The 22,668-nt window shown below is 35.2% G+C and carries 25 protein-coding genes and 5 pseudogenes; 13 read left to right on the forward strand and 17 right to left on the reverse strand.

The genetic code is table 11. The features are described 5' to 3' along the window. Entirely contained in the window at window positions 1-840 is an 840-nt protein-coding gene (locus tag ABLC00_RS18920) for an alpha/beta fold hydrolase (protein ID WP_033846786.1), read from the reverse strand. A gap of 92 nt (window positions 841-932) precedes the next feature. On the opposite strand from ABLC00_RS18920, the gene ABLC00_RS18925 reads away from it, so the two are divergent. The 3 genes from ABLC00_RS18925 to ABLC00_RS18935 all read left to right on the forward strand — a co-directional run bounded on the left by ABLC00_RS18925 (window position 933) and on the right by ABLC00_RS18935 (window position 3,843). Next, a complete protein-coding gene (locus tag ABLC00_RS18925; RefSeq protein WP_000058345.1) occupies window positions 933-1,523 on the forward strand; it encodes a TetR/AcrR family transcriptional regulator in 591 nt (196 codons plus the stop codon). A 318-nt stretch (window positions 1,524-1,841) separates the two neighbouring features. Further along, the gene (locus ABLC00_RS18930) at window positions 1,842-2,837 is read left to right on the forward strand and encodes a zinc-dependent alcohol dehydrogenase family protein (RefSeq protein WP_001038515.1); all 996 of its coding nucleotides are present in this window, start codon (window positions 1,842-1,844) and stop codon (window positions 2,835-2,837) included. Continuing rightward, window positions 2,827-3,843: a zinc-dependent alcohol dehydrogenase family protein gene (locus ABLC00_RS18935; protein ID WP_033846785.1), complete on the forward strand. Its 1,017-nt coding sequence runs from the start codon at window positions 2,827-2,829 to the stop codon at window positions 3,841-3,843. Before ABLC00_RS18930 ends, ABLC00_RS18935 begins: the two co-directional genes overlap by 11 nt. A 49-nt stretch (window positions 3,844-3,892) precedes the next feature. Here ABLC00_RS18935 and ABLC00_RS18940 read toward each other — a convergent pair. Both ABLC00_RS18940 and ABLC00_RS18945 read right to left on the reverse strand, forming a co-directional pair. Beyond that, window positions 3,893-4,294: pseudogene (locus tag ABLC00_RS18940) on the reverse strand (LysR substrate-binding domain-containing protein); the annotation flags it as partial. Window positions 4,295-4,513: 219 nt separating this feature from the next. Then, window positions 4,514-4,885: an RcnB family protein gene (locus tag ABLC00_RS18945; RefSeq protein ID WP_004796420.1), complete on the reverse strand. Its 372-nt coding sequence runs from the start codon at window positions 4,883-4,885 to the stop codon at window positions 4,514-4,516. Window positions 4,886-5,221: 336 nt separating this feature from the next. Between ABLC00_RS18945 and ABLC00_RS18950 the strand changes: the two genes are divergently transcribed. Next, window positions 5,222-5,452 (forward strand): hypothetical protein, encoded by a 231-nt coding sequence (locus ABLC00_RS18950; protein WP_004796422.1) that lies wholly within the window; start codon window positions 5,222-5,224, stop codon window positions 5,450-5,452. A gap of 169 nt (window positions 5,453-5,621) precedes the next feature. Here the strand turns inward: ABLC00_RS18950 and ABLC00_RS18955 are convergent, their stop codons facing one another. Next, complete coding sequence (locus ABLC00_RS18955) at window positions 5,622-6,158, reverse strand: porin family protein (protein WP_033846784.1); 537 nt, start codon at window positions 6,156-6,158, stop codon at window positions 5,622-5,624. A 708-nt stretch (window positions 6,159-6,866) separates the two neighbouring features. Between ABLC00_RS18955 and ABLC00_RS18960 the strand changes: the two genes are divergently transcribed. From ABLC00_RS18960 to ABLC00_RS18970, 3 genes are read left to right on the forward strand one after another with little or no spacing between them, the layout of a single operon-like run. Then, window positions 6,867-7,223 carry a type II toxin-antitoxin system RelE/ParE family toxin gene (locus ABLC00_RS18960; RefSeq protein ID WP_006581604.1) on the forward strand — a complete coding sequence of 119 codons (357 nt, stop codon included), beginning with the start codon at window positions 6,867-6,869 and terminating at the stop codon, window positions 7,221-7,223. Further along, complete coding sequence (locus ABLC00_RS18965) at window positions 7,216-7,518, forward strand: helix-turn-helix domain-containing protein (protein ID WP_001140619.1); 303 nt, start codon at window positions 7,216-7,218, stop codon at window positions 7,516-7,518. Before ABLC00_RS18960 ends, ABLC00_RS18965 begins: the two co-directional genes overlap by 8 nt. Beyond that, complete coding sequence (locus tag ABLC00_RS18970) at window positions 7,511-7,720, forward strand: hypothetical protein (protein ID WP_000069471.1); 210 nt, start codon at window positions 7,511-7,513, stop codon at window positions 7,718-7,720. Before ABLC00_RS18965 ends, ABLC00_RS18970 begins: the two co-directional genes overlap by 8 nt. A gap of 109 nt (window positions 7,721-7,829) precedes the next feature. On the opposite strand, the gene ABLC00_RS18975 is transcribed toward ABLC00_RS18970, so the two are convergent. The 4 genes and pseudogenes from ABLC00_RS18975 to ABLC00_RS18990 all read right to left on the reverse strand — a co-directional run bounded on the left by ABLC00_RS18975 (window position 7,830) and on the right by ABLC00_RS18990 (window position 9,666). Beyond that, window positions 7,830-8,048, reverse strand: a complete 219-nt coding sequence (locus tag ABLC00_RS18975; protein ID WP_029747731.1) for a hypothetical protein — start codon at window positions 8,046-8,048, stop codon at window positions 7,830-7,832. Between the two features lie 756 nt (window positions 8,049-8,804). After that, a pseudogene (locus tag ABLC00_RS18980) lies at window positions 8,805-9,350 on the reverse strand (IS5-like element ISAba13 family transposase); the annotation flags it as partial. Then, window positions 9,278-9,583: an AAA family ATPase gene (locus tag ABLC00_RS18985; protein ID WP_315986151.1), complete on the reverse strand. Its 306-nt coding sequence runs from the start codon at window positions 9,581-9,583 to the stop codon at window positions 9,278-9,280. The gene ABLC00_RS18985 and the pseudogene ABLC00_RS18980, both read right to left, overlap by 73 nt. Then, the gene (locus ABLC00_RS18990; protein WP_002123981.1) at window positions 9,538-9,666 is read right to left on the reverse strand and encodes an AAA family ATPase; all 129 of its coding nucleotides are present in this window, start codon (window positions 9,664-9,666) and stop codon (window positions 9,538-9,540) included. The genes ABLC00_RS18985 and ABLC00_RS18990 overlap by 46 nt, the downstream gene beginning before the upstream one ends. A 185-nt stretch (window positions 9,667-9,851) precedes the next feature. On the opposite strand from ABLC00_RS18990, the gene ABLC00_RS18995 reads away from it, so the two are divergent. The 3 genes and pseudogenes from ABLC00_RS18995 to ABLC00_RS19005 all read left to right on the forward strand — a co-directional run bounded on the left by ABLC00_RS18995 (window position 9,852) and on the right by ABLC00_RS19005 (window position 10,913). Then, window positions 9,852-10,172, forward strand: a complete 321-nt coding sequence (locus tag ABLC00_RS18995) for a type II toxin-antitoxin system Phd/YefM family antitoxin (RefSeq protein WP_002123990.1) — start codon at window positions 9,852-9,854, stop codon at window positions 10,170-10,172. A 243-nt stretch (window positions 10,173-10,415) separates the two neighbouring features. Continuing rightward, window positions 10,416-10,637: pseudogene (locus tag ABLC00_RS19000) on the forward strand (type II toxin-antitoxin system RelE/ParE family toxin); the annotation flags it as partial. Beyond that, window positions 10,624-10,913: pseudogene (locus ABLC00_RS19005) on the forward strand (helix-turn-helix domain-containing protein). The pseudogenes ABLC00_RS19000 and ABLC00_RS19005, both read left to right, overlap by 14 nt. 78 nt (window positions 10,914-10,991) lie before the next feature. Here the strand turns inward: ABLC00_RS19005 and ABLC00_RS19010 are convergent. From ABLC00_RS19010 to ABLC00_RS19050, 9 genes and pseudogenes are all read right to left on the reverse strand, one after another. Beyond that, on the reverse strand, window positions 10,992-11,246 hold the full coding sequence (locus ABLC00_RS19010; protein WP_000236586.1) for a hypothetical protein: 255 nt from the start codon (window positions 11,244-11,246) through the stop codon (window positions 10,992-10,994). Between the two features lie 216 nt (window positions 11,247-11,462). Next, window positions 11,463-11,930 (reverse strand): hypothetical protein, encoded by a 468-nt coding sequence (locus tag ABLC00_RS19015; RefSeq protein WP_002123983.1) that lies wholly within the window; start codon window positions 11,928-11,930, stop codon window positions 11,463-11,465. 60 nt (window positions 11,931-11,990) lie between these two features. Then, on the reverse strand, window positions 11,991-12,446 hold the full coding sequence (locus ABLC00_RS19020; protein ID WP_001136773.1) for a hypothetical protein: 456 nt from the start codon (window positions 12,444-12,446) through the stop codon (window positions 11,991-11,993). A 663-nt stretch (window positions 12,447-13,109) separates the two neighbouring features. Further along, the gene (locus ABLC00_RS19025; RefSeq protein ID WP_000152657.1) at window positions 13,110-13,346 is read right to left on the reverse strand and encodes a hypothetical protein; all 237 of its coding nucleotides are present in this window, start codon (window positions 13,344-13,346) and stop codon (window positions 13,110-13,112) included. Window positions 13,347-13,554: 208 nt separating this feature from the next. After that, the gene (locus ABLC00_RS19030; RefSeq protein WP_162137887.1) at window positions 13,555-13,716 is read right to left on the reverse strand and encodes a hypothetical protein; all 162 of its coding nucleotides are present in this window, start codon (window positions 13,714-13,716) and stop codon (window positions 13,555-13,557) included. 72 nt (window positions 13,717-13,788) lie between these two features. Further along, window positions 13,789-14,240 (reverse strand): annotated as a pseudogene (locus tag ABLC00_RS19035) (hypothetical protein). A 191-nt stretch (window positions 14,241-14,431) separates the two neighbouring features. Next, window positions 14,432-17,632 carry a site-specific integrase gene (locus ABLC00_RS19040; protein WP_348941272.1) on the reverse strand — a complete coding sequence of 1,067 codons (3,201 nt, stop codon included), beginning with the start codon at window positions 17,630-17,632 and terminating at the stop codon, window positions 14,432-14,434. Window positions 17,633-17,636: 4 nt separating this feature from the next. Further along, a complete protein-coding gene (locus ABLC00_RS19045; protein WP_348941273.1) occupies window positions 17,637-19,979 on the reverse strand; it encodes a hypothetical protein in 2,343 nt (780 codons plus the stop codon). A gap of 12 nt (window positions 19,980-19,991) precedes the next feature. Then, window positions 19,992-20,456: a hypothetical protein gene (locus ABLC00_RS19050; RefSeq protein ID WP_000911011.1), complete on the reverse strand. Its 465-nt coding sequence runs from the start codon at window positions 20,454-20,456 to the stop codon at window positions 19,992-19,994. 273 nt (window positions 20,457-20,729) lie between these two features. Between ABLC00_RS19050 and ABLC00_RS19055 the strand changes: the two genes are divergently transcribed. From ABLC00_RS19055 to ABLC00_RS19065, 3 genes are all read left to right on the forward strand, one after another. Then, entirely contained in the window at window positions 20,730-20,897 is a 168-nt protein-coding gene (locus tag ABLC00_RS19055; RefSeq protein ID WP_000946582.1) for a YhfG family protein, read from the forward strand. A gap of 12 nt (window positions 20,898-20,909) precedes the next feature. After that, the gene (locus ABLC00_RS19060) at window positions 20,910-21,506 is read left to right on the forward strand and encodes a putative adenosine monophosphate-protein transferase Fic (RefSeq protein WP_046267492.1); all 597 of its coding nucleotides are present in this window, start codon (window positions 20,910-20,912) and stop codon (window positions 21,504-21,506) included. Window positions 21,507-21,855: 349 nt separating this feature from the next. Beyond that, window positions 21,856-22,113 carry a hypothetical protein gene (locus tag ABLC00_RS19065; RefSeq protein ID WP_000896237.1) on the forward strand — a complete coding sequence of 86 codons (258 nt, stop codon included), beginning with the start codon at window positions 21,856-21,858 and terminating at the stop codon, window positions 22,111-22,113. Window positions 22,114-22,668: the final 555 nt, after the last annotated feature.

Consider the following 22,668-nt stretch of genomic DNA (forward strand, 5'->3'; position numbering starts at 1 on the left):
TTAAAGTATTCTTTCAAAGGCAGTTACTACATTATCCCAGAGCACTTTTGAGTCACTACGGAAATAGCCCATATGACCAATTTTTGGTAGCGACTTGGTTAAAGGAATATCAATTAACTGAACATCAGCATTTTTATACCCCTGCATAAATGCATTACGTGATTTAGGCATTGCCCATAAATCATCAAGTGCGTTCGCTGCAATGATAGGTGTGGTTACCTTGGTAAACTGTTCTGCTATTTCAGGGACTTGAGGATCATCAAAAAAATAATGTGGAAATTTACACCAGCGTTTCCATTGTTGGTACACTCCATAGGGTAAATCTTCGCCCATACCTATTAGTGACATTGGAATATAGCCTTTCCACTGAGCCAATGTAGGTAAAACAAGCTCCCACAGTACTTTTATTTTCACTGCTTCAGTTTTTGGCATATAACCATGCCAGCCTGCACCTGTACCAAATATATAAATACACTTAACCTTATGATGAGTCGGTAGTAAACCAAAGGCATGTCCACCGAATGAATGACCCACCATAAAAAGAGGTAAATCATCTGCCACAATATCGACCACTGCTGCAAGGTCTAGTGTTGCCCACTCAAGAAAATTGCTATCAAAATTCTTAAAATCAGTAGGTTTAGAACGACCAATTCCACGATAGTCAAAAGTTATGACGTTATAACCCTGTGTAACTACATATTCGGAGAAACGTCGATAAAACGCTTGTGGTACCCCTGTTGCACCCGCAAGAATGATGTTTGCTTTGGGTTTTTTTGCACTGTATTTAATTGCTGCAAGTGGGTAACCGTCTTTCGCGGTAACTATAAAATCATTGTTCATTTTTAATCCAATTATAACAGTTGTTATATTTGAAATTATGCTAAGTTATAACAAGCGTTATAGCAATTTGTTTTTTAAGCGGAACAGGACTAATGAGTTTGCAAGTAAATAAAAAATTAGATCCACGACAACGGCTTATTTTATCCGCATTGGATTTATTAAGGACACAGGGATTAGCTGCTACAAGTGTGCGAGAAGTTGCGAAACATGCACAAGCCCCACTGGGCTCGACCTATCATTATTTCCCTGATGGTAAATCGCAAATAGTTAAAGAGGCTTTAATTTTTTCTGGAAATACTGCATTAGAACAACTAGATAAAGCATTAAATCAGCATGGAGTACGTAAAGGCATCACTGTATTTATTACGTGGTGGGCCGATATGGTGCAAGCCGATAATTTTGAGGCCGGTTGTCCTTTAATGTCTGTATTAATGGAAACAGGAAGTGATCCTGAGAAATTACAATATGTTGAAATAGTTAAACAAATACTAGATGTATGGAAACTGCGATTGATACAAGCATTTGAACAAGAAAGTATATGTTTGGAACAATCCAATCAAATCAGTATGAGTATTATTGCATCATTGGAGGGAGCTATTTTGTTATGTCGAGCATGGGGGAGTGTAACTCCATTAAAGGCAATAGCCGAACAATTAGATTTAACGATTAAAAGCTTAGTTTAACTTTTTATGGTTTTAGCTCTTTGACAACTATCTTAAATTTTGATTTAAGTTATCATTTCTAGTGGTAATTTATAATTACTATTTTCACTTACAGTGTTTAAATTTCCTAAAATTAACATAATACACCTTATACGAAATCAACATGTAAGCCCAAAATAGAAATGTCCGGTTTAGGTACTGTACTAGCATATCTTTAGTGAGCGGATGATATTTATTATTCATTATTTAGGAATTATTAAATCCTATAAATATCATTTATTGGATTAATTTACTTTGGTACTGTGCACATCATCCTCCAGTTAAAAATAAGGAACAATTATGAATAAGATGATGAATGCTCTTATCTTAGAAAATTTTGGTGATCATGAATTTACACGTGTAGAACTCCCTATACCTCAACCAGAGGCTGGGCAAGTTCTAGTACGTATTCATGCTAGTGGTGTAAACCCTATTGATTATAAAATTCGTCTTGGTGAAGCACCATATGCTATGCCAGAGCTTCCTGCCGTGTTGGGAACAGATATGGCTGGGGTTGTCACTGCTGTTGGTGAAGGTGTCACCCACTTCAAGGTCGGAGATGAAGTTTACGGTCTGATTGGTGGCGTTCGTGGTCTTCAAGGATCTTTAGCAGAATATGTTGTAGCAGATGCTGATCTGATCGCATTAAAGCCACGAAATATCTCTATGCGCGAGGCAGCAGTACTACCATTGACGTTCCTCACCGCTTGGGAAGGTTTAGTGGATAATGCGAAGGTCCAACCAGGGCAAACTGTACTGGTTCAGGGTGGTGCTGGTGGCGTTGGTTATATGGTTGTTCAGCTTGCAAAAGCACTTGATGCAAATGTTTGGGCGACTGGTCGTACAGCTGATCAATCACTGATTTCAGAACTCGGTGCAACACCTCTCGATTACACAACAGCATCTTCCGATGACATTATTGCTGCAAGCCCTGAGGGTCAAGGTTTTAACATTGTTTACGACACTGTGGGTGGTCCAGTACTCGATGCTTCACTTTCCATGACAACTCACTATGGCCACATTACCAGCTGTGCTGCATTTGGTAATCATAATTTAGCGAGTTCATCTCTACGGTGTGCCACAGTGTCTGGCGTATTCGTCCTAATGCCGATGTTAACAGGCAATCGCCGTGCTCATCATGGTGATATCCTTAAGATCGCTACTCGTCTTGTTGAGGAAGGTAAACTGCGTCCTATTGTTGATCCTCGTCATTTTACTCTAGACCAAGCGATTGAGGCTCATGATGCTGTTCAAGATCGCTCTGCCAATATTAAGGTAGTTATAGATGTCATTTAATGCACTTCAGGCCAAGACTTGGCGCTTCAATAGTATTGGAGATACAGATGTTCTGACATTAGAAACACTTCCTGTTGCTTTACCAGCCGCAGGAGAAGTTCTAATCCAGATGAAAACGATCGGACTCAACCGGGCTGATGTAATGTTTCGGCGTGGTACTTATATTCAAAAGGCAGTATTCCCTTCTCGTCTGGGATATGAGGGAGCAGGCATAGTTCTGGCAATAGGTGAAGGTGTACGCCAATTTTCTCCAGGAGATGCAGTATCGATTCTTCCGACTGACAATCTAGCCAAATATGGGACATATGCGGACAAGCTTCTGATTCCAGAAACTTTTTTAGTTCACAAACCCGATAGTTTAAGCTGGGAAGAAGCTTCTTCAATCTGGATGCAGTATTTGACGGCTTGGGGTGGTGTAATCCATGCTGGTGGAGTTTCGAAAGGAAAAACGATCTTGATCACAGCAGCTTCAAGTAGCGTAGGACTAGCTGCGATACAGATCGCTGAAGCAGCCGGTGCTAAGGTCATTGCAAGTACACAAACGACAGAGAAAAAGCAACGTTTACTGGATCTCGGTGTTAAAAATGTTATAGCCAGTGAAGATGAACCAGATTTGTATGAGGCGCTTGTTTTACGTTTAGGTGGAGAACATCTTGATGTCGCCTTCGATGCTGTAGGAGGGCCTCATATTGAACAGATTGCAAAAGCGATGTCTGTAGGAGGAACTATGGTTATGCATGGTGCACTTAGCCCTGAGATCACACCATTTCCCCTTAAAGTTGCATTACGCAAGAGCTTAACCATGCGAGGTTTTTTGTTCCTTGAGGTTCTCCATGATCCTGTTCTAAGGGAGCAAGCCAGACGATTTATTCTTAGCAGTATAGGTGCAGGATATCTTCGTCCAGTGATCGACTGTTGCTTTAACTTTGAGGACATGCATGACGCTCAGCGCTATCTTGAATCAAATCAGCAAATAGGAAAAATTGTAGTTACTCTAAATACATGATGGTCTTATCTGATTTCTACTTTCTAGAAAAAAGTTAGTTCCATCTGATTCAGGTTTCTATATGGCCCAACACTTCCGCTAAGTAATCAAACAATGCTCGGATTCGCAAAGGTGTCGGGCCCCGCTGTGGACGATATAAATACAGGCGCCAAACGGGAGAGGTTTCCTTATGAAGTATCTGAATGAGCTTACCACTCCTAAGCCACGGCAAAACTAGAAATCCAGGCATGTGTCCGAATCCAACTCCAGCGAGAATAGCTTGAAATTCAGCTTCTAGATCATCTGTAATAAAACGAGGCTTTGATGGCGTGAAGCTTCGACTTTCGGTGAATGTCCATGGCCAGTAACGCCCTGTTTTATGATCGAATAGTGCTGTTAGAGGGTATTTATCAAGGTCAATAATTTTTTTAGGCATTCCGACCTTATCAATTAACTCTGGCGTACCCAGGGATAAGTCTGAAAATTAGTCTTAAGACTTCCTAAAATTAACATAATGGCGGTTACACGAAGCAAAAAACGTAGGAAATTGGCTCAGGCTTTGTATAACTCGTATTATGTTAATTTTAGAAAAGATTGATAATTAGAAAAGAAAAATGCAGATCTCAAGATCTGCGTTTTTTTTCAAGAAAGTATTTAAAGCCTTCTAGAGAATTTTTCTCCATCAGAGATATTAACCTTTGATAGTTTTAATGATTTTGTGATTCACTGTATTGATCAGCACATAATCATTATTTACTTTCACCCATTGCTGGTTCTTAGCTGGTTTAGTCAGGTTGCTATACTTTTTATGGTCTACTGAGTGACCTTTGCGGTATTGAGAAGGAATAACTTGTCCAGCCTTCCAATCACGTGAAGGTTTTACAGTATGCTTCTGAGCTTGAGCTTTTTGAACTACAGGCTGTTTCTTATGTTGGTCAACTTGTTTTTTATGCTGATTAACGTGTTTAGGCTGATTATGATTTTCTTGTGGAGCGGCAAAAGCAGAAGCTCCCATAACAGAAGCTGATACTGATAAAACAATTGCTTTAATTAATGTATTCATACCACACCTAATCATTTTGTCTTTTAATTGATAATTTCATTAAACATGAGAAACCAAGTTTAAATAATTATTTAATGTAATTCTTTTGTTAAAGTTAAGAAGGAAATAAGGATTAATTTAGAATATAAAACAAACACTTAGAATGCAAAATAACCATTTATTTGGTCTTTAAATAGGCTGTGATTTCACTCAAATATAATAAAAACATATAGTTGAATCATCATGTTTTAATGAGGAAAATAATTTACTTAAATCTCACATTATTATCCATCTAATCTCCATAAAGCAGTCCTAATATCCTCTTATCAAATAAGTTCTCAGGTTTAGAGTTTAGAAATGAAAAAGATTATCTCTGGTTTACTCGTTGGTTTAATGGCAACCTCATTCACAATGACTACGATGGCTGCTCCAGTACAGGATCATAAACAGCCACCAGCTCAGCACCATATTGATAAAAAACCACAGCCACCAAAACATGATATGAAAAGAGATCCCCATCATAAAGCCTCTTCAAAACATGACATGAAGAAGCATCATCCAGAGCATAAATTGCCACCTAAACACTAATTACGAATAAAGGAAAAGGCCAATAAGTGTAAAAACTTATTGGTCTTTTTTTATACCTTCCTACTGATAAGACAGAATAAATTCACTACTTCTTTCATTTAACATAATGGCTGTTGTACAAATTTCCAAAAAAAGCGAGGATTTTCTCCTCGCTCTTTTACTCAACAAATTAGAAGTTATATTTTAATTGAGCATTTACACCATTAAAGCCATCAAACGCATTAACGTGTGTGTAAGCTACTTCTGCAGCCAAGTTTGGAGTGAAGTTATAGCCAGCCCCAGCCTGAATGATTAAACCGGAATCATCTTCGCTAGCTGAAACTGTATAACCTTGATAAGTAGCATCTACATCGAGGTCAACACGTGCATAACCTGCCATACCTTTAGCATAGAAGTTATTTGCTAAAGGATATTTAGCTGTTAAGCCAATACCATAGTATTGAACATCGGCATCAGTTCTTACACCAAGTTCTTCTAAATCGCCATCGAACTCGATGTCATTCACAGATTTATTCCAGAATACTTCAGCACCAACATATTCATTAAATTGCAAACCACCATTCAGACCTAGAAAATGTACATCAACATCATCGTTATTTAAAAATGTATAACCAGCGCCTACATATGGCTGAATTGTTGTACTACCAGCATTTGCTGTAGTTGCTGCAACAGTCCCAAGAAGTGATACCAAAAGCAGTTTTTTCATTGTATATCTCATGAATAAATATTGAAATTATATAAAAACCCATAAATCATTGATTTAAAGGATTTGCATATATTGGAAATATAAATAAAGTTTTGCAATAAAGTTATACTAATTAGTGAGATAGTTTTTGATTTATTGGTTAATAAATAATCTTTTTTATTACTTCTAGAAATTTTCTATTTAACATAGTGTGCGTTATACGAAATTAACAAATTGAAACATATAAAAATCAAAAACTTATGCTATAAATAATTTGCTCGACGATGTCGAAAAGCTGACTTGGAAACAAGTCGGCTTTTTTATGAGCAGTTTTGATATATTTTGCCAATAAAATTGGTTAAAAAGCGATCAAATCGTAATTTCCTTCCGATTCCTTAAGGCTTCCATTTCTGAATTTATCCCCATTTCTTGCGGATAAGCTTTGGGATAATTTTTGATGATTTTTTGTACGCTTTGGCTTACAGCATTTTACGAAATTGTTTGTATCCAAGCACCAGTGAAGTCCCTATGATCGATCTATATGAACAGGATGTTCAATGACTTAAAACAAGAATAATCAGTCAGACACCATGACCATTAGGTAGTCAGCCCTACCTATGCGCTCCACACCGAAAAATCCCGACATGACGTCGGGATTTTTTATTGTCATTTGAATAATAATTCAATTAAGCATAAAATATAGATTGTAATCTATATTATGGTTGTAATATGTGGACAGTCATTACAACGGATCTGTTTAACGAATGGCTTGCACAGCAAGATCAATCTACACAAGAGAAAGTACTCGCAGCGTTGGTCGTTCTACAGCAACAGGGACCAAGTTTAGGTCGTCCTTTAGTAGATACCGTCTATGACTCCAAATTTACCAATATGAAAGACCTACGTGTTCAGCATCGAGGTAAATCACTGAGAGCCTTTTTCGCGTTTGATCCTTTACGACAAGCTATTGTGCTGTGTATCGGTGATAAAGGTGGTAAAAAGCGTTTTTATAAAGAGATGTTAGATATTGCCGATCAGCAATACGAAATTCATCTTTCAACTTTAGGAGATCAATCTAATGGCTAAGACCCTACAAGAATTATTGGCTAATCGCTCTCCAGAGAGTCAAGCTCGTATTCAACAAATGGCGGATGAATTATTGTTGGAAACTCAGCTTCACCTTATTCGTGAAGAGTTAGAGATTTCTCAAAAAGAATTGGCTGCAACCCTTGGAATCAAACAGCCTTCATTGTCAGCAATCGAAAATCGTGGTCATGATCTTAAAATTTCAACGATGAAAAAGTATGTCGAAGCAATGGGCGGAAAACTTCGTATTGATGTAGAGCTTCCAACAGGAAAACACATAGGATTCAATGTCTAATAATAAACCTTTGAAAAATAGTAGTAAATTACTTGTTAACTTGGACAAGTTTATATTTTTAGTCAATGCTGCTGATAGCCTAGAGGAAATTGAAATTATTAGAGATTTATGCTGTGACTATTTTTCACATTGTAAGAAGTCAAGCTATTACACTGATATTTTCGACAATGCTTATTGGATAAAATATTACGAAATAACTTAATCTTTCCAGATTCGCATAAGAGATTTTATGCTAAATAGATATGAGAAAGGCCATAAATTGTGACTTTCTCATATACGAAGAGAGAGCTGAGAACTTTCGTTTTATTGATTTATTCAAAATGAAGCTGATATTGATGTGTGGTGATTTTAATTTTTAGTTGCTTATATTTTCTTTTCGTAGCGCTCAGAGCTGAATTAGACACTTCTGTATAAAATATAGGATCATTCATCAAATCAGAAAATAATTTATATCCAATCAATAATTTACTGTATTTATTCCCATCTTTGAGATTCGTTTCAATTAATTGATCTAGAAAAACTATACATATTAGCCTCGATAGAGTGTTTCTGAACGGACACCATACAGGGTTGGCGATAGGAACTAAAGTTAAATTAGGTATTGATATATGCAATATTATTGTAAAAATAATAGATTAAACTTATATCGAGGCTAAACTTTACTCCTTTAATAGTAAAAATCTTATTCAGGATCCAAGATATATCCTTCTAAAAGACTTTAGTCCTTCTCTTTTTCAAGTCAAATTTACCCGTAATTCTGGCTAGAATACTCTCTCAAAATTGCATATACCCTATATTTATCTTGATATAAGGTCTTTTCTATAATTTTTTGGATATCTTCACTAGTCCATTTTTGCTGCTTAGCTTTAAAAATGAACTGTGATTGCAGAACAAATGAGTGTTCACCTTTTCTTAAATAAAGATTCTTGACTTTTTTTTGCATAAGAAAAAATTCAATAACCTATACTCTTAAACTTTATACTAGTTGGGAAAAATTTACTTTTAATTATAACTTAATAAAACACTTAACTTGTAAAAAAAACTAAATTTCAGTTACTTAATAGACAAAAAAATATTATTATTTTTGTATCAGTAATGTTTGATATTCTTTGGATTGTATGTTGTGGGTTCTTATAGTATTTCTAGGTTTAATCAGTACACTATTAATTATTTCCATATTAAAAGAGTATTTTAAGAATCCTTTCAAATAGAAGAATAAATTCTAGTTTGTTAAGGCTTTGTTGCACAAAGATTTAAAAGTTAAGACTTCTCATATCTACTCAAATTTAAATGACAACTCGGGTATGTGGTCTGCCTAAGTCCGTAAATTTATTTAATACTGCCATACGTGCATGAATCTCATTGACTTGGCTTTGAAAATTTCTCGCACTGAGTTTATCCCCCAATAATTTGATGCAATGCATCTTGGTTTCAACCAAACTTCGCCGATGATAGCCTGGCCATTTCTTCCAAATAGTTCTTCCTAAACGTTTAACTGTTCAAAGCAACTCATTGCGTTCTAGCGAGCCCATCTTTTTATCTTTCCATGGCTTCGCATTTTTTCTTGGTGGAATCACTGCATGTGCTTGCCGATCCGCAATGACCTGTCGGCACTGTTTGGTATCATAAGCTCCATCGGTATAGACGGAGTCAACTCTCTCATCTTGTGGAATCTGATCGAGTAAATCACCAAGTACCTGTGAATCACTCACATTGTTGGTCGTGAGCTGAACAGCGCGTATTTGTAAGGTTTTAGCATCTATACCAATATGTAATTTACGCCATTGGCGACGATATTCAGGCTGATATTTTTTACGCTTCCATTCACCCTCATTTGTGGACGCAATAAAGCAATTTGACCTTCTGCCTCAACTTGATCGTCACCTAGAGTAAAAACTCCTTTAACGGTATTTTCTTGATTGAAATTACGATCAATAAAATCTTTATTATAGACTAGAGTTTTTATTGGTTCTTCACCAAGCCATTGAAGTAAACAATGTGTGTAGCCTAATGGTTGATCTATAATTCTACAATTGTAGTTTTTCCAGACCCATTTGCCCCAAATATAAAATTTATCTGCTTTAAACCATCTAATTGTGTTGGTACACTATAAGTAGCAACATTATTTATATAGACTCCAGTAAGCATAGCTTTCCCTATTTTTAATTTGCACGATTTAAAATTTATTTTTTTAGATTATATAGTTACATACAAATATCATCTACTAATTTTAGAAATATAATAGCCCCATAATAAATAACGGTCGTTTTCTTACATTCGGAACAATATTCTAAAGTGATTTAATTTTTGCCATCCAGTATAAGGTCTTAGATATGAGTCGATTAACTTTTATAAACGGTGCGATTGTTTCTGCGTCTGATGTTCGCAAATCTTGGAGCAAAATTGTTCAATGTGTCAAAGAAAGTCATAAACCTGTTTTTGTTTATACGAAGAATACGCCCGAAGCTGTTGTTCTGAGTTTTGAAGAATTTCAAAACATGCAGGAAATTGTTGAAGCCGTCCGGCGTGAACAGCTAGGACAACAAATGGTTTATGATCTTTTGGATATTAATCAGCTCACTGGTCAACCGATCAAACACATGCTTTTGAACCCCAAAGGTGTATTTGAAGAAGTAAATGGACAAGAAAAATAGCTTTTGAGGATATTAGCGGATTCGAGATTAGAGACAAGCTGATTTAAAAGTCATCTTATATTTATATTCGTTGCACAATGAGCTTTTATTTTCGTGAAATAATAGGAAGTGAAAACATTTTCGTAAGTTAAGTAGCCCTGGTGACATAGAGTTGACTAAGTTTATTGAAAATTACAAAGAACGCTTGGATGTCTATAGAACTATATTAAATAATGCACTGGGTAAAGTAATAGACTCACCCCCGGCGCAAACTTAGGAGAATCTCACACATTACCAATGAGTAAAGGACTATTTGAGTTGCGCTTAAAATCTCAAGAAGGTATTGCTCGTGTTATGTATTGCACACTAGTCGGTAAACGCATTGTAATGCTCCATAGTTTTGTTAAGAAAACCCAAAAAACACCTAAGCAAGATCTAAACCTAGCACTTGACCGCATGAAAGAGGTGAAAAATGCGAACACATGAAGAAATGAAAGCACTTGCATTATCTCGTTCAGCAGTGCGTACCGAATACGAACGAATTGAACGTGAAGAAATGCCCTTGCTCGATATGGTACTTACTGCACGTCGAGAGGCAGGTCTATCCCAAGCGCAAATCGCGGAACGCGTGGGAACAAATGTACCTCTGCCGTTTCACGGCTAGAAAAAGCATTGATCACAGGCAAACCATCACCATCTATTGCCACATTGCAAAAATATGCTGCGGCAATTGGTAAACATGTTGAAGTGCGTTTTGTCTAAATAAAAAAGCACCCTAGGGTGCTTTTTACCAATTCACTAATCAATCAACTTTACACATTTAGCAACAACATCCTGTGCCTATAGACCCTTATCTTTGAAATTACTGTTATACGCACGATCAATATCTCTTAAGCCTTCTTGAATTTCTGCTTTTGATGCATTTTTGTCTGTTAATATTTCATTCCTTAAGCTTTCCTTGGAAACCCCTTTAAGCCTTGCATCCATTATAAGAGACTGATTATATGCATCCTTTACACACTCATTGCGCTCTTTTAAAGATAATTTATTTGGAGTGCAGTGTGCTTCCCAAATTATTGCAAATTGAATAACCACCGTAGCTATTCTTAGAATTTACCTCTCCGCAATATCCTTTTATATTTTGGAATTGGGCTGAATCAGGATCTTTTAAGGTGCTTAAGATAGCTTCTTTTGACTCTTTTTCCACCTTTGAGCAACCATTAGTCCCTACCAAACCAAGAACTAAGCTTAAAAAAATAATCTTTTTCTACTATGCGAATCGCTTCCTCTTCATCTGCTTGGTCAATAAAATCAGTTGGAGGAAATGGTCTGATCTGATCCATTAAATATTTGCCTCTTTAAATTTTTTAGCCATTCACTAGCGTATTCAGTCCGTAACTGCAAAGGTCCAGACTCATCAATGCGACATCTTGAAGCTGTCTCTATGCGAACTACGGTGTAGCCCATCTCTTCAGCCACATCGTAACGATCAAGACTACAAGCTTTATTTTTAAGTTTGCCCTTACGACCGCCAGACCATGGACCACCCGCAATTTCAACTAGTATTCGATACTCAATTAAATGAAAGTCAAACCGCCAGTGCTTAGTAGACTTAAACTGAAATTTCTTTTCATATTTAATTTCCAGATTATCTAAAGTTTCAGTAAATTCTTCTTCTGCCTCTAGATATTTTTGTGTAGGCTTTGGCAGTGGCCGGCTTTTAAGTTTAGTTTTAGGTTCTTTTTTCCGAGTAAGCCAAAAGTATTCTGTAGAATCCATTATTCTTACCCATAAAAAAACCGCCCTAAGGCGGTGGCTAAAAATAGAGACAACTAACTATTATTTCTTAAAAGTTGCCTTATAAAGCTTTGAATTAAAGTAATCCGTAATTTCTTTACCTTCGGTTTGAATTTTTTCCTCATTTAAAGGTAAAAAATCTAATTCATATTTCAAGCTCATATACTCTGGAATAAATTTCTTTATAGGCGGAGGTGGTTTAGGTCCACCTTCTGTAATTTTTTCGATAAATCCAGCTAACCATAAAATATACTCACCTTCTGAATTATGAGGAGGAATCAAACTCACATCTATTTTTACTTTACATTCATCTAATTGTTTACTAAACAATTCAACAAAATCAATAAAATTATATTTTAATTTAAATTCTGTTCCCTCAATTTCTCTGCGTATACATGTCATAAGTAAGTTCATATTTTCAATACAGTCATGTGAAAACAATTCCTCATCTTTAATTTTGTTATAAATATTTTCCGCAAACATGAGATACTGTGGCATTTCGGCAGCTCCTCATTTTTATAAAGTATTTTTCTTAAGGTAGTCCTATTATAACAATGTTGCAACAAGAAATTTTCCATTTTTAGTTTAAGGAAATTTTAAAAATTATAAAAACGATTATATTCAATAAATTAGTACGAATAAAAGCTAGGGAAGTTTGATTTTTCTATTGAGCTTTAAAATGGATTATTGTGTTTAAATTATCAATTTAAAAAGCTTGCCTAGTAGGCAAGCTCCCCCTTTTTTGATATTTGCGCTGATCAATAAGGTTTAGTGTTACTTAAAGCAACACACTGATAATACTGAAATATTTAAAAATAAAAAAGCCCACTTCCTATTTTTATTCAGAAATGGGCTTAGCGAAAAAAAACGCTTAGACCTGAAATAGGAAATATCTATTCGGAAATATCTCCAACTTCATATTGGCATAATATTTAAGCACTAGCAATAGGGACTGAATTAAAAATATCAAATATTCATATTTAAATAGATAAAGATTTCTTTTTTTGAATGGTTTTATTTTTAGCCTACATAATTTTTTTACTTATCAAGACTTATAAAGAATATGTGCCCATCAATAGGTAATACTTAATAAGGTCTTATGTGTAGTAACCATTAGGCTCTAGAGAGTAAGAAATCACACTGACTAAAAATAAAAAATAATTAATTTTCAATATCAATGATCATATACTGCAAAGTTAAGTATATTCCAACTTCTCCATTGTTGAGTGCCTCATATAAGTCTTCATCAACAAAATCTCCAGATTCATCATCTAGCCATTTATGAATTTGAATAATTTGTATATTCCCTTTTTTGTCTATTCTTGCTATTGGGTCTATTACGGACCGAACTATCACCTTCTTCTTCGTCTCAACATCAAGCAATGTGATAATTGTCATTTTAAAATCCTTATAAATATCCTGTATAACAACTACGCTCAATCAATAAAGATTTTTATATTTAAATTACTTAAATAGCAATCTTTTCAATCTAAAAAATAAATAAAAAACACTTTAATAGTATGTGCCTATTAGAAAAGGTACCTTAAATATTCTACTAGCAATAAAAAACCGCTTTAAGGGCGGTTCATATTATTCATCAATCTGATCATGCAGTTTTTTGATAAACTCTAATAAGCTTTTCTTTACTTGCATCATTAATTGCAACTAAACCCGTACTTGCTGCATTATTTAAAACCGCTACTGTTATATCGCTTTTCGCTTTGATTTTCGCACTTTCAACCACCGCATCATATTCAATATTATTCATTACCATTTGTTAGTTTCTCATTTTATAAAGTGAGAGACATTAATAATATGAAATCAGCAACTATTCAAGCACCTACTTAAGATCATCAGGCGTTTCCAAATAACACCCGTTTTTATTACAGAAAGCATGAATGTCGTTTAAGTATTCGGTTAATTGAACTGTACTTGCGTCTGTAGTGCTCATTAGCTCACATAGGCCACTTGCTACATCTTGGTAGAGAGGATGATTAGAATCTTTCAACTCTCTTACAGCCTTGAATGTTTTCTTGTATTGGCCAACGTCATCGCAATCATAGATTTTTGCTAAGAAGTTTTTCTTAAAGAACAGATGCTCGTAATCTTTATCTTTACCTTGACTTTTAGCCCATTGATTAAGCCAATCCAGTACAAACGGTTTTGAGCCTTCGAACGATCTTTCTCTTGTGGTGCCATCAATACAACTAACGGCTTCCCTTCATTCGCTGCCTTAGCATGATTCACATTAAGAAAGTTAGTTACTGGTGAAATGTCGCAACAAAAAACCACCCGTGGGTGGCTTGATTTTTTTTGATAAATTAATCAACAGCTCAAAAATGGGTAACTGTCAGATCGAGTTTGGACTACAACACTTTAGCTCATCGATTTACCAAAGCGCTAATCTTCACACTATTGTTTAAAATCCAGTAATCAAACTGTGATGCTAAAACTTTTAAATTCCCCTTTTTAAACTGCTTAGGCTATTTGATCCAGAGTTCATCTTTTTGCATCATTTTTAACATTAAATTAAATATAACCAGCGGAGTAACATTTTTTTTGTTAGAGCCGACAACTCTTTGAAAACTAAATTTAACGGTTCGCTCAGGAGCATCCAAATTAACTGGGTAGTTTTGTTTTTCTAAATACAGATGATCTCCTAACATTGGCTCTATACCAGTAATAAAATTAACAATTTGTTGCTCATCACCTTTCATTCGGCATTGAAAATGTAGAAAATTCTTACGCAGTTTTCCAAATAATAATAATATTTTAAGCGCCTTAACCATGTTCTTTTCTTTCAGTGCATCTTGCTGCCTATCATCTTTATAATGAAAATCAAGGAGAGGAATTATTTCATCTGGACGAGTCAGTTTTTTAGCCTTTTCGTAAAGTTCATCAAACCAACTCTCTTCTAAATTCTTACTATAAACATAATTCGTTTTTAAATTAAATTTTTGGCGATCCATCCATTTAGTGCTCATCCATTGACATCGTTGCATCCATTCTTGAGCTTGGGTATCTTCGCTTAAACGACCTTCTCTAAAACTTATCAAACGTTGAAAAGGTGTCAGAGTACTCTTCTCTATACTAAACTTCTTTTCTTGTCGGCCAGCCATCGTAACTGGCTGTGTTTGCTGATAAGAATTAAACCATTTCTGTTGCTGAGTATAACGATTTAGGTTTATGTAGTCTGTACTTGACTTCACTGGACTAAAACACTGTTCTAATACTTTTTTTGAAATGATACACGGCGAATTATAAATTCGATCGACTGCTAATAAATCCAAAACATGAAGGTAATTTGAAGCCGTTTGCTCAATACTGCTATGCCCCATCCAAGAGGCGAGCACCTGCCATTTATGTTGAATAATCTCTTCTTGAGCACGTGCTTTCATACCAAACAATAAATCCCTCATCTTTTTTGCTTTTACCCAAGGACAATCTGTGTAGGTCTTGATCATTTCTTTTGAACCGAGCAAAGTTATTGCTAGATAGTTAGCAGCACTGTGGCGTAATGTATGAAAACTAAAGCCATGATGCATACCTAATATTTGACTAAACAAATCTACTGTAATTTTGCTGATACATTGATCAGTTAATACACGATGATTCACACTAAAAAGTTGATCATCCTGCTGATTAACCAAATATTGCTCATAACGATGTTGTATGTAACGTTGTACTACTAAAAACTCATGTTCTGACAATGCAATTTTCAATGGTATTTGACGATTCGCACTTCGCGTTTTCAGACGGCGATATGAATTGTCTTGGATATGAAGCGTGATATTATTAAAAACTGTATTTTCTTTTTCTTTATAAAGTAGCTCTGGGCAAATAATATCTTGTATTTTAAGACAACGAACTTCATTTAATCGAAGTCCAGTTCTATAACTTAGTAAATACATCAGCTTTAAACAACTCAGATGATCGACCCACTCTGATGCCGTTGGCTCTTGACTTAAATTTTCTAGTTTTTCCAATAATTTGCCAAATAGCAAAGGACTCACTAGCCGTGCATTGCAAATTTGTAAATGCTTAAAACTTGAATTCTGTAACACCAATACCCCTGGAGCATCATAATTCTCTATACAGAATTGATGAAAATCTTTTAGGCGACCAAAACGGTATTCTGCTGTTTGGTGCATCTTACGAGAGGTTTTTCCTTTAACAGCTTCACGTTGAGTTGCTTGTGCATCTCGTTCACTGCTATATTTCAACAACTGTCGATATAAATCTTCATAATCATCAATGGATTGTTGTTTTAAATCCAATTTATTAAGCCAAATTTCAAATATAAATTCTTTAGCAAATGATCCTAAGTAGCTTTCAATAGTTGATAATTGAAGCCCTCTTTTTTTTAAATGCACTAACCAGTGAATTAAGCGTAATTGGGCTTCAATTAAAGACTTTTCTTCCGTATTTGCATCACGCATCTTCTCCTCTAACACCCTTCTGATTTCTTGCCAAAAACGTAGCGTGCGTTCTTCTTTATTCCTCTTTTTATCTAAGCGCTCAACTTTTTGACCTTTACGTTTCTTTTGATCAAACAACATCAACTCATACGGAATCGTTTGTAATTTGCTTTGAGCCGTCGGAACTTCAGGATGTAACTGCTCTTGTTCAAAATGAATAGGGCTATTCTCTAGTTCCATGACTTGATTACGTTCATTACTCCATAGCAATCTAAATTCGGATGGCCGTAAGGCGACAGTATTAATCTCTTGCTGAAGTACATTACTTAAAAATATATCTAGGCTAAGGTTTGGATTAAATTCAAGTACCATTTGCACATCATTAAATGCACGAAATTCACGGCGTTTAATTTGATATTGCAGATCGCCCAAACTTTTGTTTCGTCCCATGCGACTCAAGCTTTCCAGAATACAATCTTCAATTGATTGTTGCAGACGATATTCTTTATGAGTAGCTTTCAACTTTTTTAAATATTGCAAGATGAACTGAGCATATGAGTTAAAAAAAACATGCTTCCATTGGTACAACTTTCTCTGTTCTACATCGTTGCCATATTGAGAGTTTTCAACACGATAATGTAGTAACAATGGATTAGTGATTTTTTTGTAGTCCGAATGGTATAACCGAAAACAATTCAGATCTGTACCAAGCTCAACGGCCTCCTGCAATTGCTGCTGAATAGCAACCAGATGCTGTTCATCTGCACAGCCTGAAATATATATAAAACTTAAGCATAAATCCCCCCACAAATATTTAGGGTCATCCCAATATCCAAGTGAATCTTTCCAATATGCTTTCAAAGCATTGAGTACCTGGGCATGTAACTGCCCTTGTTTTAACCGTGACTCCGTACTCTCAATTTTTCTAGGCAGTACGATCCGTTTAGTATGTGGATTTAGCCTAATTCTGTATGATTTTTTATCTACATTCTGGTTGAATTGCCTTCTTCTTTTATTAAATTCATCTTCAGTAAATTGCATCAGTTTAGATTGTTCATCTCGGCTCAATTTTTGACTCAAACAATCAACACTATCTTTAATGTCATGCCATTTTTCGGCGATCTGCTGATCAAGTTTTTGCTGCATGTCTTGCGTCAATACTTCAGGTAAAGAAGGCTGTCTTTCTTGCGACTTTTTCACCAATTTCTGAATATCAACAAATAGACCGTCTAGTTGTGGTTTTATTAGTTCTTTGATTTTTTGCATACAACTATTTTCGCTCTAAGTGTTTAATCGATAAAGATTTGACATTATCTTGCAATTGCTGGCGGACTTGCTGTACATAGACATTCGGAATAAGTGAAGAATACGGATGAAAAGCCTCTCGGTCACGTTGGTCATGACCATAAAGAGCCTGAATTAAATGGAATGCTAAAGCAGTTTTTTTTTCTTCTTTTTCTTCTGCATACATCAAAAAATTCATATCAAAATGACGTAACCAATTCGAATACATATTCTTTGGAAAGATTCCTTCCATATATAAATTTACCCAGTTTCGAGATAAAGGGATTAACTTAACTTTCCTGCTCTGCCACTCTTTGACAGTTATCGGCAAGATATCTTTACTATCAATGACCTTTCCGAATAAGTCATTGAGCGCAATTTTTTTCTTTGCAAATACTTGTTTTAAAAGTGGGCTATACAGTTCAATTATTTGTTTTAAAAATACAGTGTAATTTTGCAGTGCTTTTAAGAAGAAATCGGATAGCGGGATAAATCGTCCATCCTTTCTTACCTTGCTATTCTTTTTATCGTTTACATATAGAATTTTAAGCTCAAAACAATAATCTTCCAAATTCCCCAACAGATTTTTATTAGGCCGTCTGGCCATGCTTAGCAAGCTAACATGCCACATCCAACACGCGTATGCATTCAATTGATTAATGATATGTTGATCTTTTTGAATATTTTCTTGGCAATGTCTATGTAAAAAAGCAAATTGCTCTTTCACAAAACTGGGTTCAAGTGCCAGTTGACTCCCTACCCTCCCTTTAGATGCAGATTGCACTTTGAATTGTTGTTGTAATATTTTGAGTTCAGCCGTGTCTTCTGTAAGTTCCTTAGAATGTGGTGTAAGTGCTGATTCCAAAAAAGCTAAATAGCTGCTATCAAGCTGAGCTTTGGGAAGTCCTCCGTAATAAATACCTGGCACATCATGCTTGATATCCCGCCTCGCAATCACATGAGTAAGATATTCATTATAGGTTTCATAATATATATGAAAATATAATTGAGCCTGCAGTTTTTCTACAGTGATCGAACCTACAAACCGATTATCAAGCCAATTCTTAAGCTTGGTATTAATATAAGCTGAAGATATAGATGGATTATCTCCTTGCTCGATGTAGTCAAACCATGCCGCAGGTAGATGTAGTTGATGCGACATCTCTTCATTCCATCGCACATGATTAAGACGCTGTATTTTCTGCTCTGAAATTTTTAAATCTAAATTGAGTAAATATTCCCGTCGTTTTCGTGAACCTTTTTGGATCAAAATTCCATCTTGAATAAGCTCGTTAAAATTCATCAGTGCAACGGGTGATAATCCTGTCAACAGTGATAATAAACATGCTGCAGCGATTGCAGCATCTTTCCAGTTTCCAAATAATTCGGCTCTTAGTACATATACAACTTGCTTCAGTACGTCCGGCGCTAAATAATGAGGATTTGTAATAAATGGAGCATGCCGGCGTTGGCGATGACGCGTGTAATGCGCAACATAATCACTAATTATATGATTAAATTGTTTAGTCTTTTCATCTTCTGAATATAACTCTACTTCAGCGTCTGCAAGCTCAATTTCACCATCTTCATCTTTGTGAAGAGCGGCATCATGAAAACTGATTTTTGCGTTATATCCGACATCTTCTTGCTTACCTGATTTTATTTCACGAAATATTCTGACTTCGTTTTTAGTTGGCCATTGTAAAGCTTTCCGTTCTTTTGACTTACGTTGACGAAGAACAACACTACGATCATCTAGTCGTATAAATATGATCAATAGTGCCGATAAATATTCAATTACTTTTATTTCTTGAAAATCATTAATATTAAAAAGTTGATTACGATCCTCGTTTTTCAAGCTACGTTCGTACATGACATAACGATTTAATAGCTTACTGCATTCTTCAAATAATTCAGCATGATTAGAATGCAGCACATATCGTGATACATAACGCAAGAGATCACAGACCTGTTTTTTCTTATTCTCACCTTTAGGAATTTTTGAAAAATCTTGGTAATGTCGATAAGTTAAAAAACTTGCTTGCAGAATCAGATAACGTTGAGACGACAGCTCTTGAGTATTACTAGTATCAGGAGATGCAAAATAACTTAAACAAGCTAGCAAATAATAATTACCAATTTGCCTCGTACTAGATATATAGCCGTATATCTGTTGCGCCTTCTCATATAGCGCATGGGCTTTTTCACGTAAATCATCTGATAGATCGACAAATTGTGTATTCACAACATGATTGCGTAATAAACAATAATCTTTTTGGAATTTTTCTGCTAAATCTAAGAATTGCTCTTCTGTTTCAATCTTTGGCATATTCGCTTTCGCTTAATTTTTTATCAAATTGCATTGGTTAAATTCATTACGATCTGAACAATTTGGTAAAAGTTGATCTTTTATTGAACTCTTTGTCAGCTTAAAAAATCTAGCAAAAAATTTAGCATCCAGCTCTTTCTGAGCTTTTCTCTCAAAGCACAAGTGTTGCTGTGATTTTTCGATAAAATCATCAAGATTATGTATCAACTGTAAGATTGCAACATAATTAGAATGTACACGTAAGCATGGCTCCGTTTGCATTAATAGCAATATTTTTTGCCAAATTTTCACATAGATTATTTTGAACTTTGCTTGTACTACTACTTTCTGGCTCTGTTTAATCTTTTTGATTTTCAGTAGTTCTGAGTTAATTTTTACTATCTTAAATTGAACATTTTGTCGCTCAAAGCAAAAGGGCATGATAAATTGCCCCATAAATATCTCTATATTTTTTACTAAATAGTCAAATTTTAACATTTTTATCGATATAAAAAATGAGCATATCTTTGTATATTAAAATTCATTTAATTTATCAACTAAATTTTCTCAAAATTACAATTATCAACAAATACATATGGTTTACTTATCATGGGTGGTCTAAATTTTAAGAATTCTTCCACTTTTTTTTAGTTTTCTGTTATTACATGAAATAATACTGTTGCTTTCTATTTTGAAATATTAGGTGCAAGGCATTGATCAAATGATTCTCTGCTATACTTATTTCACGTATAGCATCAATGGAGTTTAGAAATGCTCAGAACCACTGAACAGAAAAAAAAATATATTCAAGCGACACGTGCGCAAAACTATCAAGCCAGCCTAAAGCTTGAAGGCATTACAACGACAGCTCAAATAACTCAACAGAGTAAAGCTGAAATCTTGCAAAAATATAAGAAATATTCGCAACCCGAATCTTAGTCAGGTGCATGTATGGATAAATATGGGGAAATGGGTGATAGCCTATATTGTTACCCTGGCACAAACACCCTAAAGAACAAACTCAATATCCGCGATGAACATATTTTAGAGCAAGCCGAACTGGAACTCTCTGGATTGGCGAGCAGCCTAATTGAATATGCTGAACCACCCTACGACTTAAAATACTTAAAATCAATTCATTCACAGCTTTTTGGCGACTTATACGACTGGGCAGGAAAGTTAAGACAAATCGATATTTCCAAAGGTGACACCCGTTTTTGTAATTTTTCCCGTATTGAAATTGAAACCAATAAACTACTCAAACCGCTTCAAGAAAAAAAATACTTTCAAGGCTTAGCACCACAACAACTGATTCCTCAACTTGCCGACTTGTATTGTGAGCTTAATGTCATACACCCATTCCGTGAAGGTAATGGACGTACACAACGGATTTTCTTTGAGCATCTGATTGCTCATTGTGGTTATGGTATTGATTGGTCTCGCATTGACTCTCAACAACAATGGATTCAAGCCAATATTGAAGGTTTTTATGGTAATTTAAATCCATTAATTAAGATTTTTGAAATATGCTTTATTCAAAATACCTAAAATTTAAGTAGTCGAAGCCCACAATCCTTAATGAGCCATCATCTTTGCTTCAATCCACTGATTAATTTCCCAAATAAACCAACAATCACGATTCTTAGAAATCTCAATACTCTTCGGGTAATTTAGGATCGTAATATTCAGATTACTTATCCAGAATTGAATAGATCGTTAACTTAGATAGACTTTTAAGCAATGTAACTTGCCGCATGTTTATCAACATATGTCTCAAAAAAGTCTGCCCATACATAGATTTATGGCGTTTAGTGCTTAAATTTCAGATTAATCTTCGTCTGATGACCTGAATGGATGTTACAGATTACATGCAGGTGAATTACTCTGTGGCTGTATCATGGCTTTTGTGCAATCCAATCCATTTGATCCGAATGTTCTCTTTTGCAATAAAGCAGCCTCTTCTGCTTTTCCTGAACCAACGAACTATGTCATTGATTTGATTCAACCGACAACAGTGATGCTGAATCAAATCTCCAAAGAAGGGATTAAATGCAAGAAATGTGGTAAGAAAAAGATAGGGGATGGAAGTTATTATCCGTCTAATTTGAACCAGCCCATGAGTCGAGATCAGTTGAGTAAGAATCATTTTAAATGAATAAGAGAAGGATGGCTTACCTCACTTCTCCGAATAACAATGCTATGCTTTTCAACCAAGGTTATAAATTGGCAACTACATTTCATTCTTCTTCATGCTGGTCCTATAGCCTGTAGACAATTACTACATCATTTGCATTCAATGCTCAATACAGCCTGTCAGCAGAACCGCAGCGATACTCTTTTTCGTGCATACATGTAGTGTTTAAATCCATTCATTTTTCAATGATCCTCTGCCGTTTATCACATTTATGGTCGATCTTTAACCTTGTGAAAAATGCACATACCGATCCCTTCAAACTGTCAAATTTATGTATGCGTGACATTTAAAGAAAATTATCTGATCAATTTTTTTAGGTAAAATTCATCAAGAAAAAGTTATTATTATTCATAACATCACCAATAACCACATAAAAACAATAATTTAATAAATTATTCTTCCAATTTTTTTATATTTAGTGTTATTACCTCTAAATCCATGTTTACCACCTTCTATTACATAAGTAATTTAGAAGTATCCACGATATAAATTGCTTGCCCTCACACCTCTCCCCTC

The sequence above is a fragment of the Acinetobacter nosocomialis genome (genome assembly GCF_041021905.1).
GTDB lineage: Bacteria > Pseudomonadota > Gammaproteobacteria > Pseudomonadales > Moraxellaceae > Acinetobacter > Acinetobacter nosocomialis.

Bases quoted from the DNA above. Each gene is read 5' to 3' on its own strand.
- ABLC00_RS18920 (WP_033846786.1), bottom strand. From the start codon at position 840: ATGAACAATGATTTTATAGTTACCGCGAAAGACGGTTACCCACTTGCA.
- ABLC00_RS18925 (WP_000058345.1), top strand. From the start codon at position 933: ATGAGTTTGCAAGTAAATAAAAAATTAGATCCACGACAACGGCTTATT.
- ABLC00_RS18930 (WP_001038515.1), top strand. From the start codon at position 1,842: ATGAATAAGATGATGAATGCTCTTATCTTAGAAAATTTTGGTGATCAT.
- ABLC00_RS18935 (WP_033846785.1), top strand. From the start codon at position 2,827: ATGTCATTTAATGCACTTCAGGCCAAGACTTGGCGCTTCAATAGTATT.
- ABLC00_RS18945 (WP_004796420.1), bottom strand. From the start codon at position 4,885: ATGAATACATTAATTAAAGCAATTGTTTTATCAGTATCAGCTTCTGTT.
- ABLC00_RS18950 (WP_004796422.1), top strand. From the start codon at position 5,222: ATGAAAAAGATTATCTCTGGTTTACTCGTTGGTTTAATGGCAACCTCA.
- ABLC00_RS18955 (WP_033846784.1), bottom strand. From the start codon at position 6,158: ATGAAAAAACTGCTTTTGGTATCACTTCTTGGGACTGTTGCAGCAACT.
- ABLC00_RS18960 (WP_006581604.1), top strand. From the start codon at position 6,867: ATGTGGACAGTCATTACAACGGATCTGTTTAACGAATGGCTTGCACAG.
- ABLC00_RS18965 (WP_001140619.1), top strand. From the start codon at position 7,216: ATGGCTAAGACCCTACAAGAATTATTGGCTAATCGCTCTCCAGAGAGT.
- ABLC00_RS18970 (WP_000069471.1), top strand. From the start codon at position 7,511: ATGTCTAATAATAAACCTTTGAAAAATAGTAGTAAATTACTTGTTAAC.
- ABLC00_RS18990 (WP_002123981.1), bottom strand. From the start codon at position 9,666: ATGCTTACTGGAGTCTATATAAATAATGTTGCTACTTATAGTGTACCA.
- ABLC00_RS18995 (WP_002123990.1), top strand. From the start codon at position 9,852: ATGAGTCGATTAACTTTTATAAACGGTGCGATTGTTTCTGCGTCTGAT.
- ABLC00_RS19015 (WP_002123983.1), bottom strand. From the start codon at position 11,930: ATGGATTCTACAGAATACTTTTGGCTTACTCGGAAAAAAGAACCTAAA.
- ABLC00_RS19020 (WP_001136773.1), bottom strand. From the start codon at position 12,446: ATGCCACAGTATCTCATGTTTGCGGAAAATATTTATAACAAAATTAAA.
- ABLC00_RS19025 (WP_000152657.1), bottom strand. From the start codon at position 13,346: ATGACAATTATCACATTGCTTGATGTTGAGACGAAGAAGAAGGTGATA.
- ABLC00_RS19030 (WP_162137887.1), bottom strand. From the start codon at position 13,716: ATGAATAATATTGAATATGATGCGGTGGTTGAAAGTGCGAAAATCAAA.
- ABLC00_RS19040 (WP_348941272.1), bottom strand. From the start codon at position 17,632: ATGCAAAAAATCAAAGAACTAATAAAACCACAACTAGACGGTCTATTT.
- ABLC00_RS19045 (WP_348941273.1), bottom strand. From the start codon at position 19,979: ATGCCAAAGATTGAAACAGAAGAGCAATTCTTAGATTTAGCAGAAAAA.
- ABLC00_RS19050 (WP_000911011.1), bottom strand. From the start codon at position 20,456: ATGTTAAAATTTGACTATTTAGTAAAAAATATAGAGATATTTATGGGG.
- ABLC00_RS19055 (WP_000946582.1), top strand. From the start codon at position 20,730: ATGCTCAGAACCACTGAACAGAAAAAAAAATATATTCAAGCGACACGT.
- ABLC00_RS19060 (WP_046267492.1), top strand. From the start codon at position 20,910: ATGGATAAATATGGGGAAATGGGTGATAGCCTATATTGTTACCCTGGC.
- ABLC00_RS19065 (WP_000896237.1), top strand. From the start codon at position 21,856: ATGGCTTTTGTGCAATCCAATCCATTTGATCCGAATGTTCTCTTTTGC.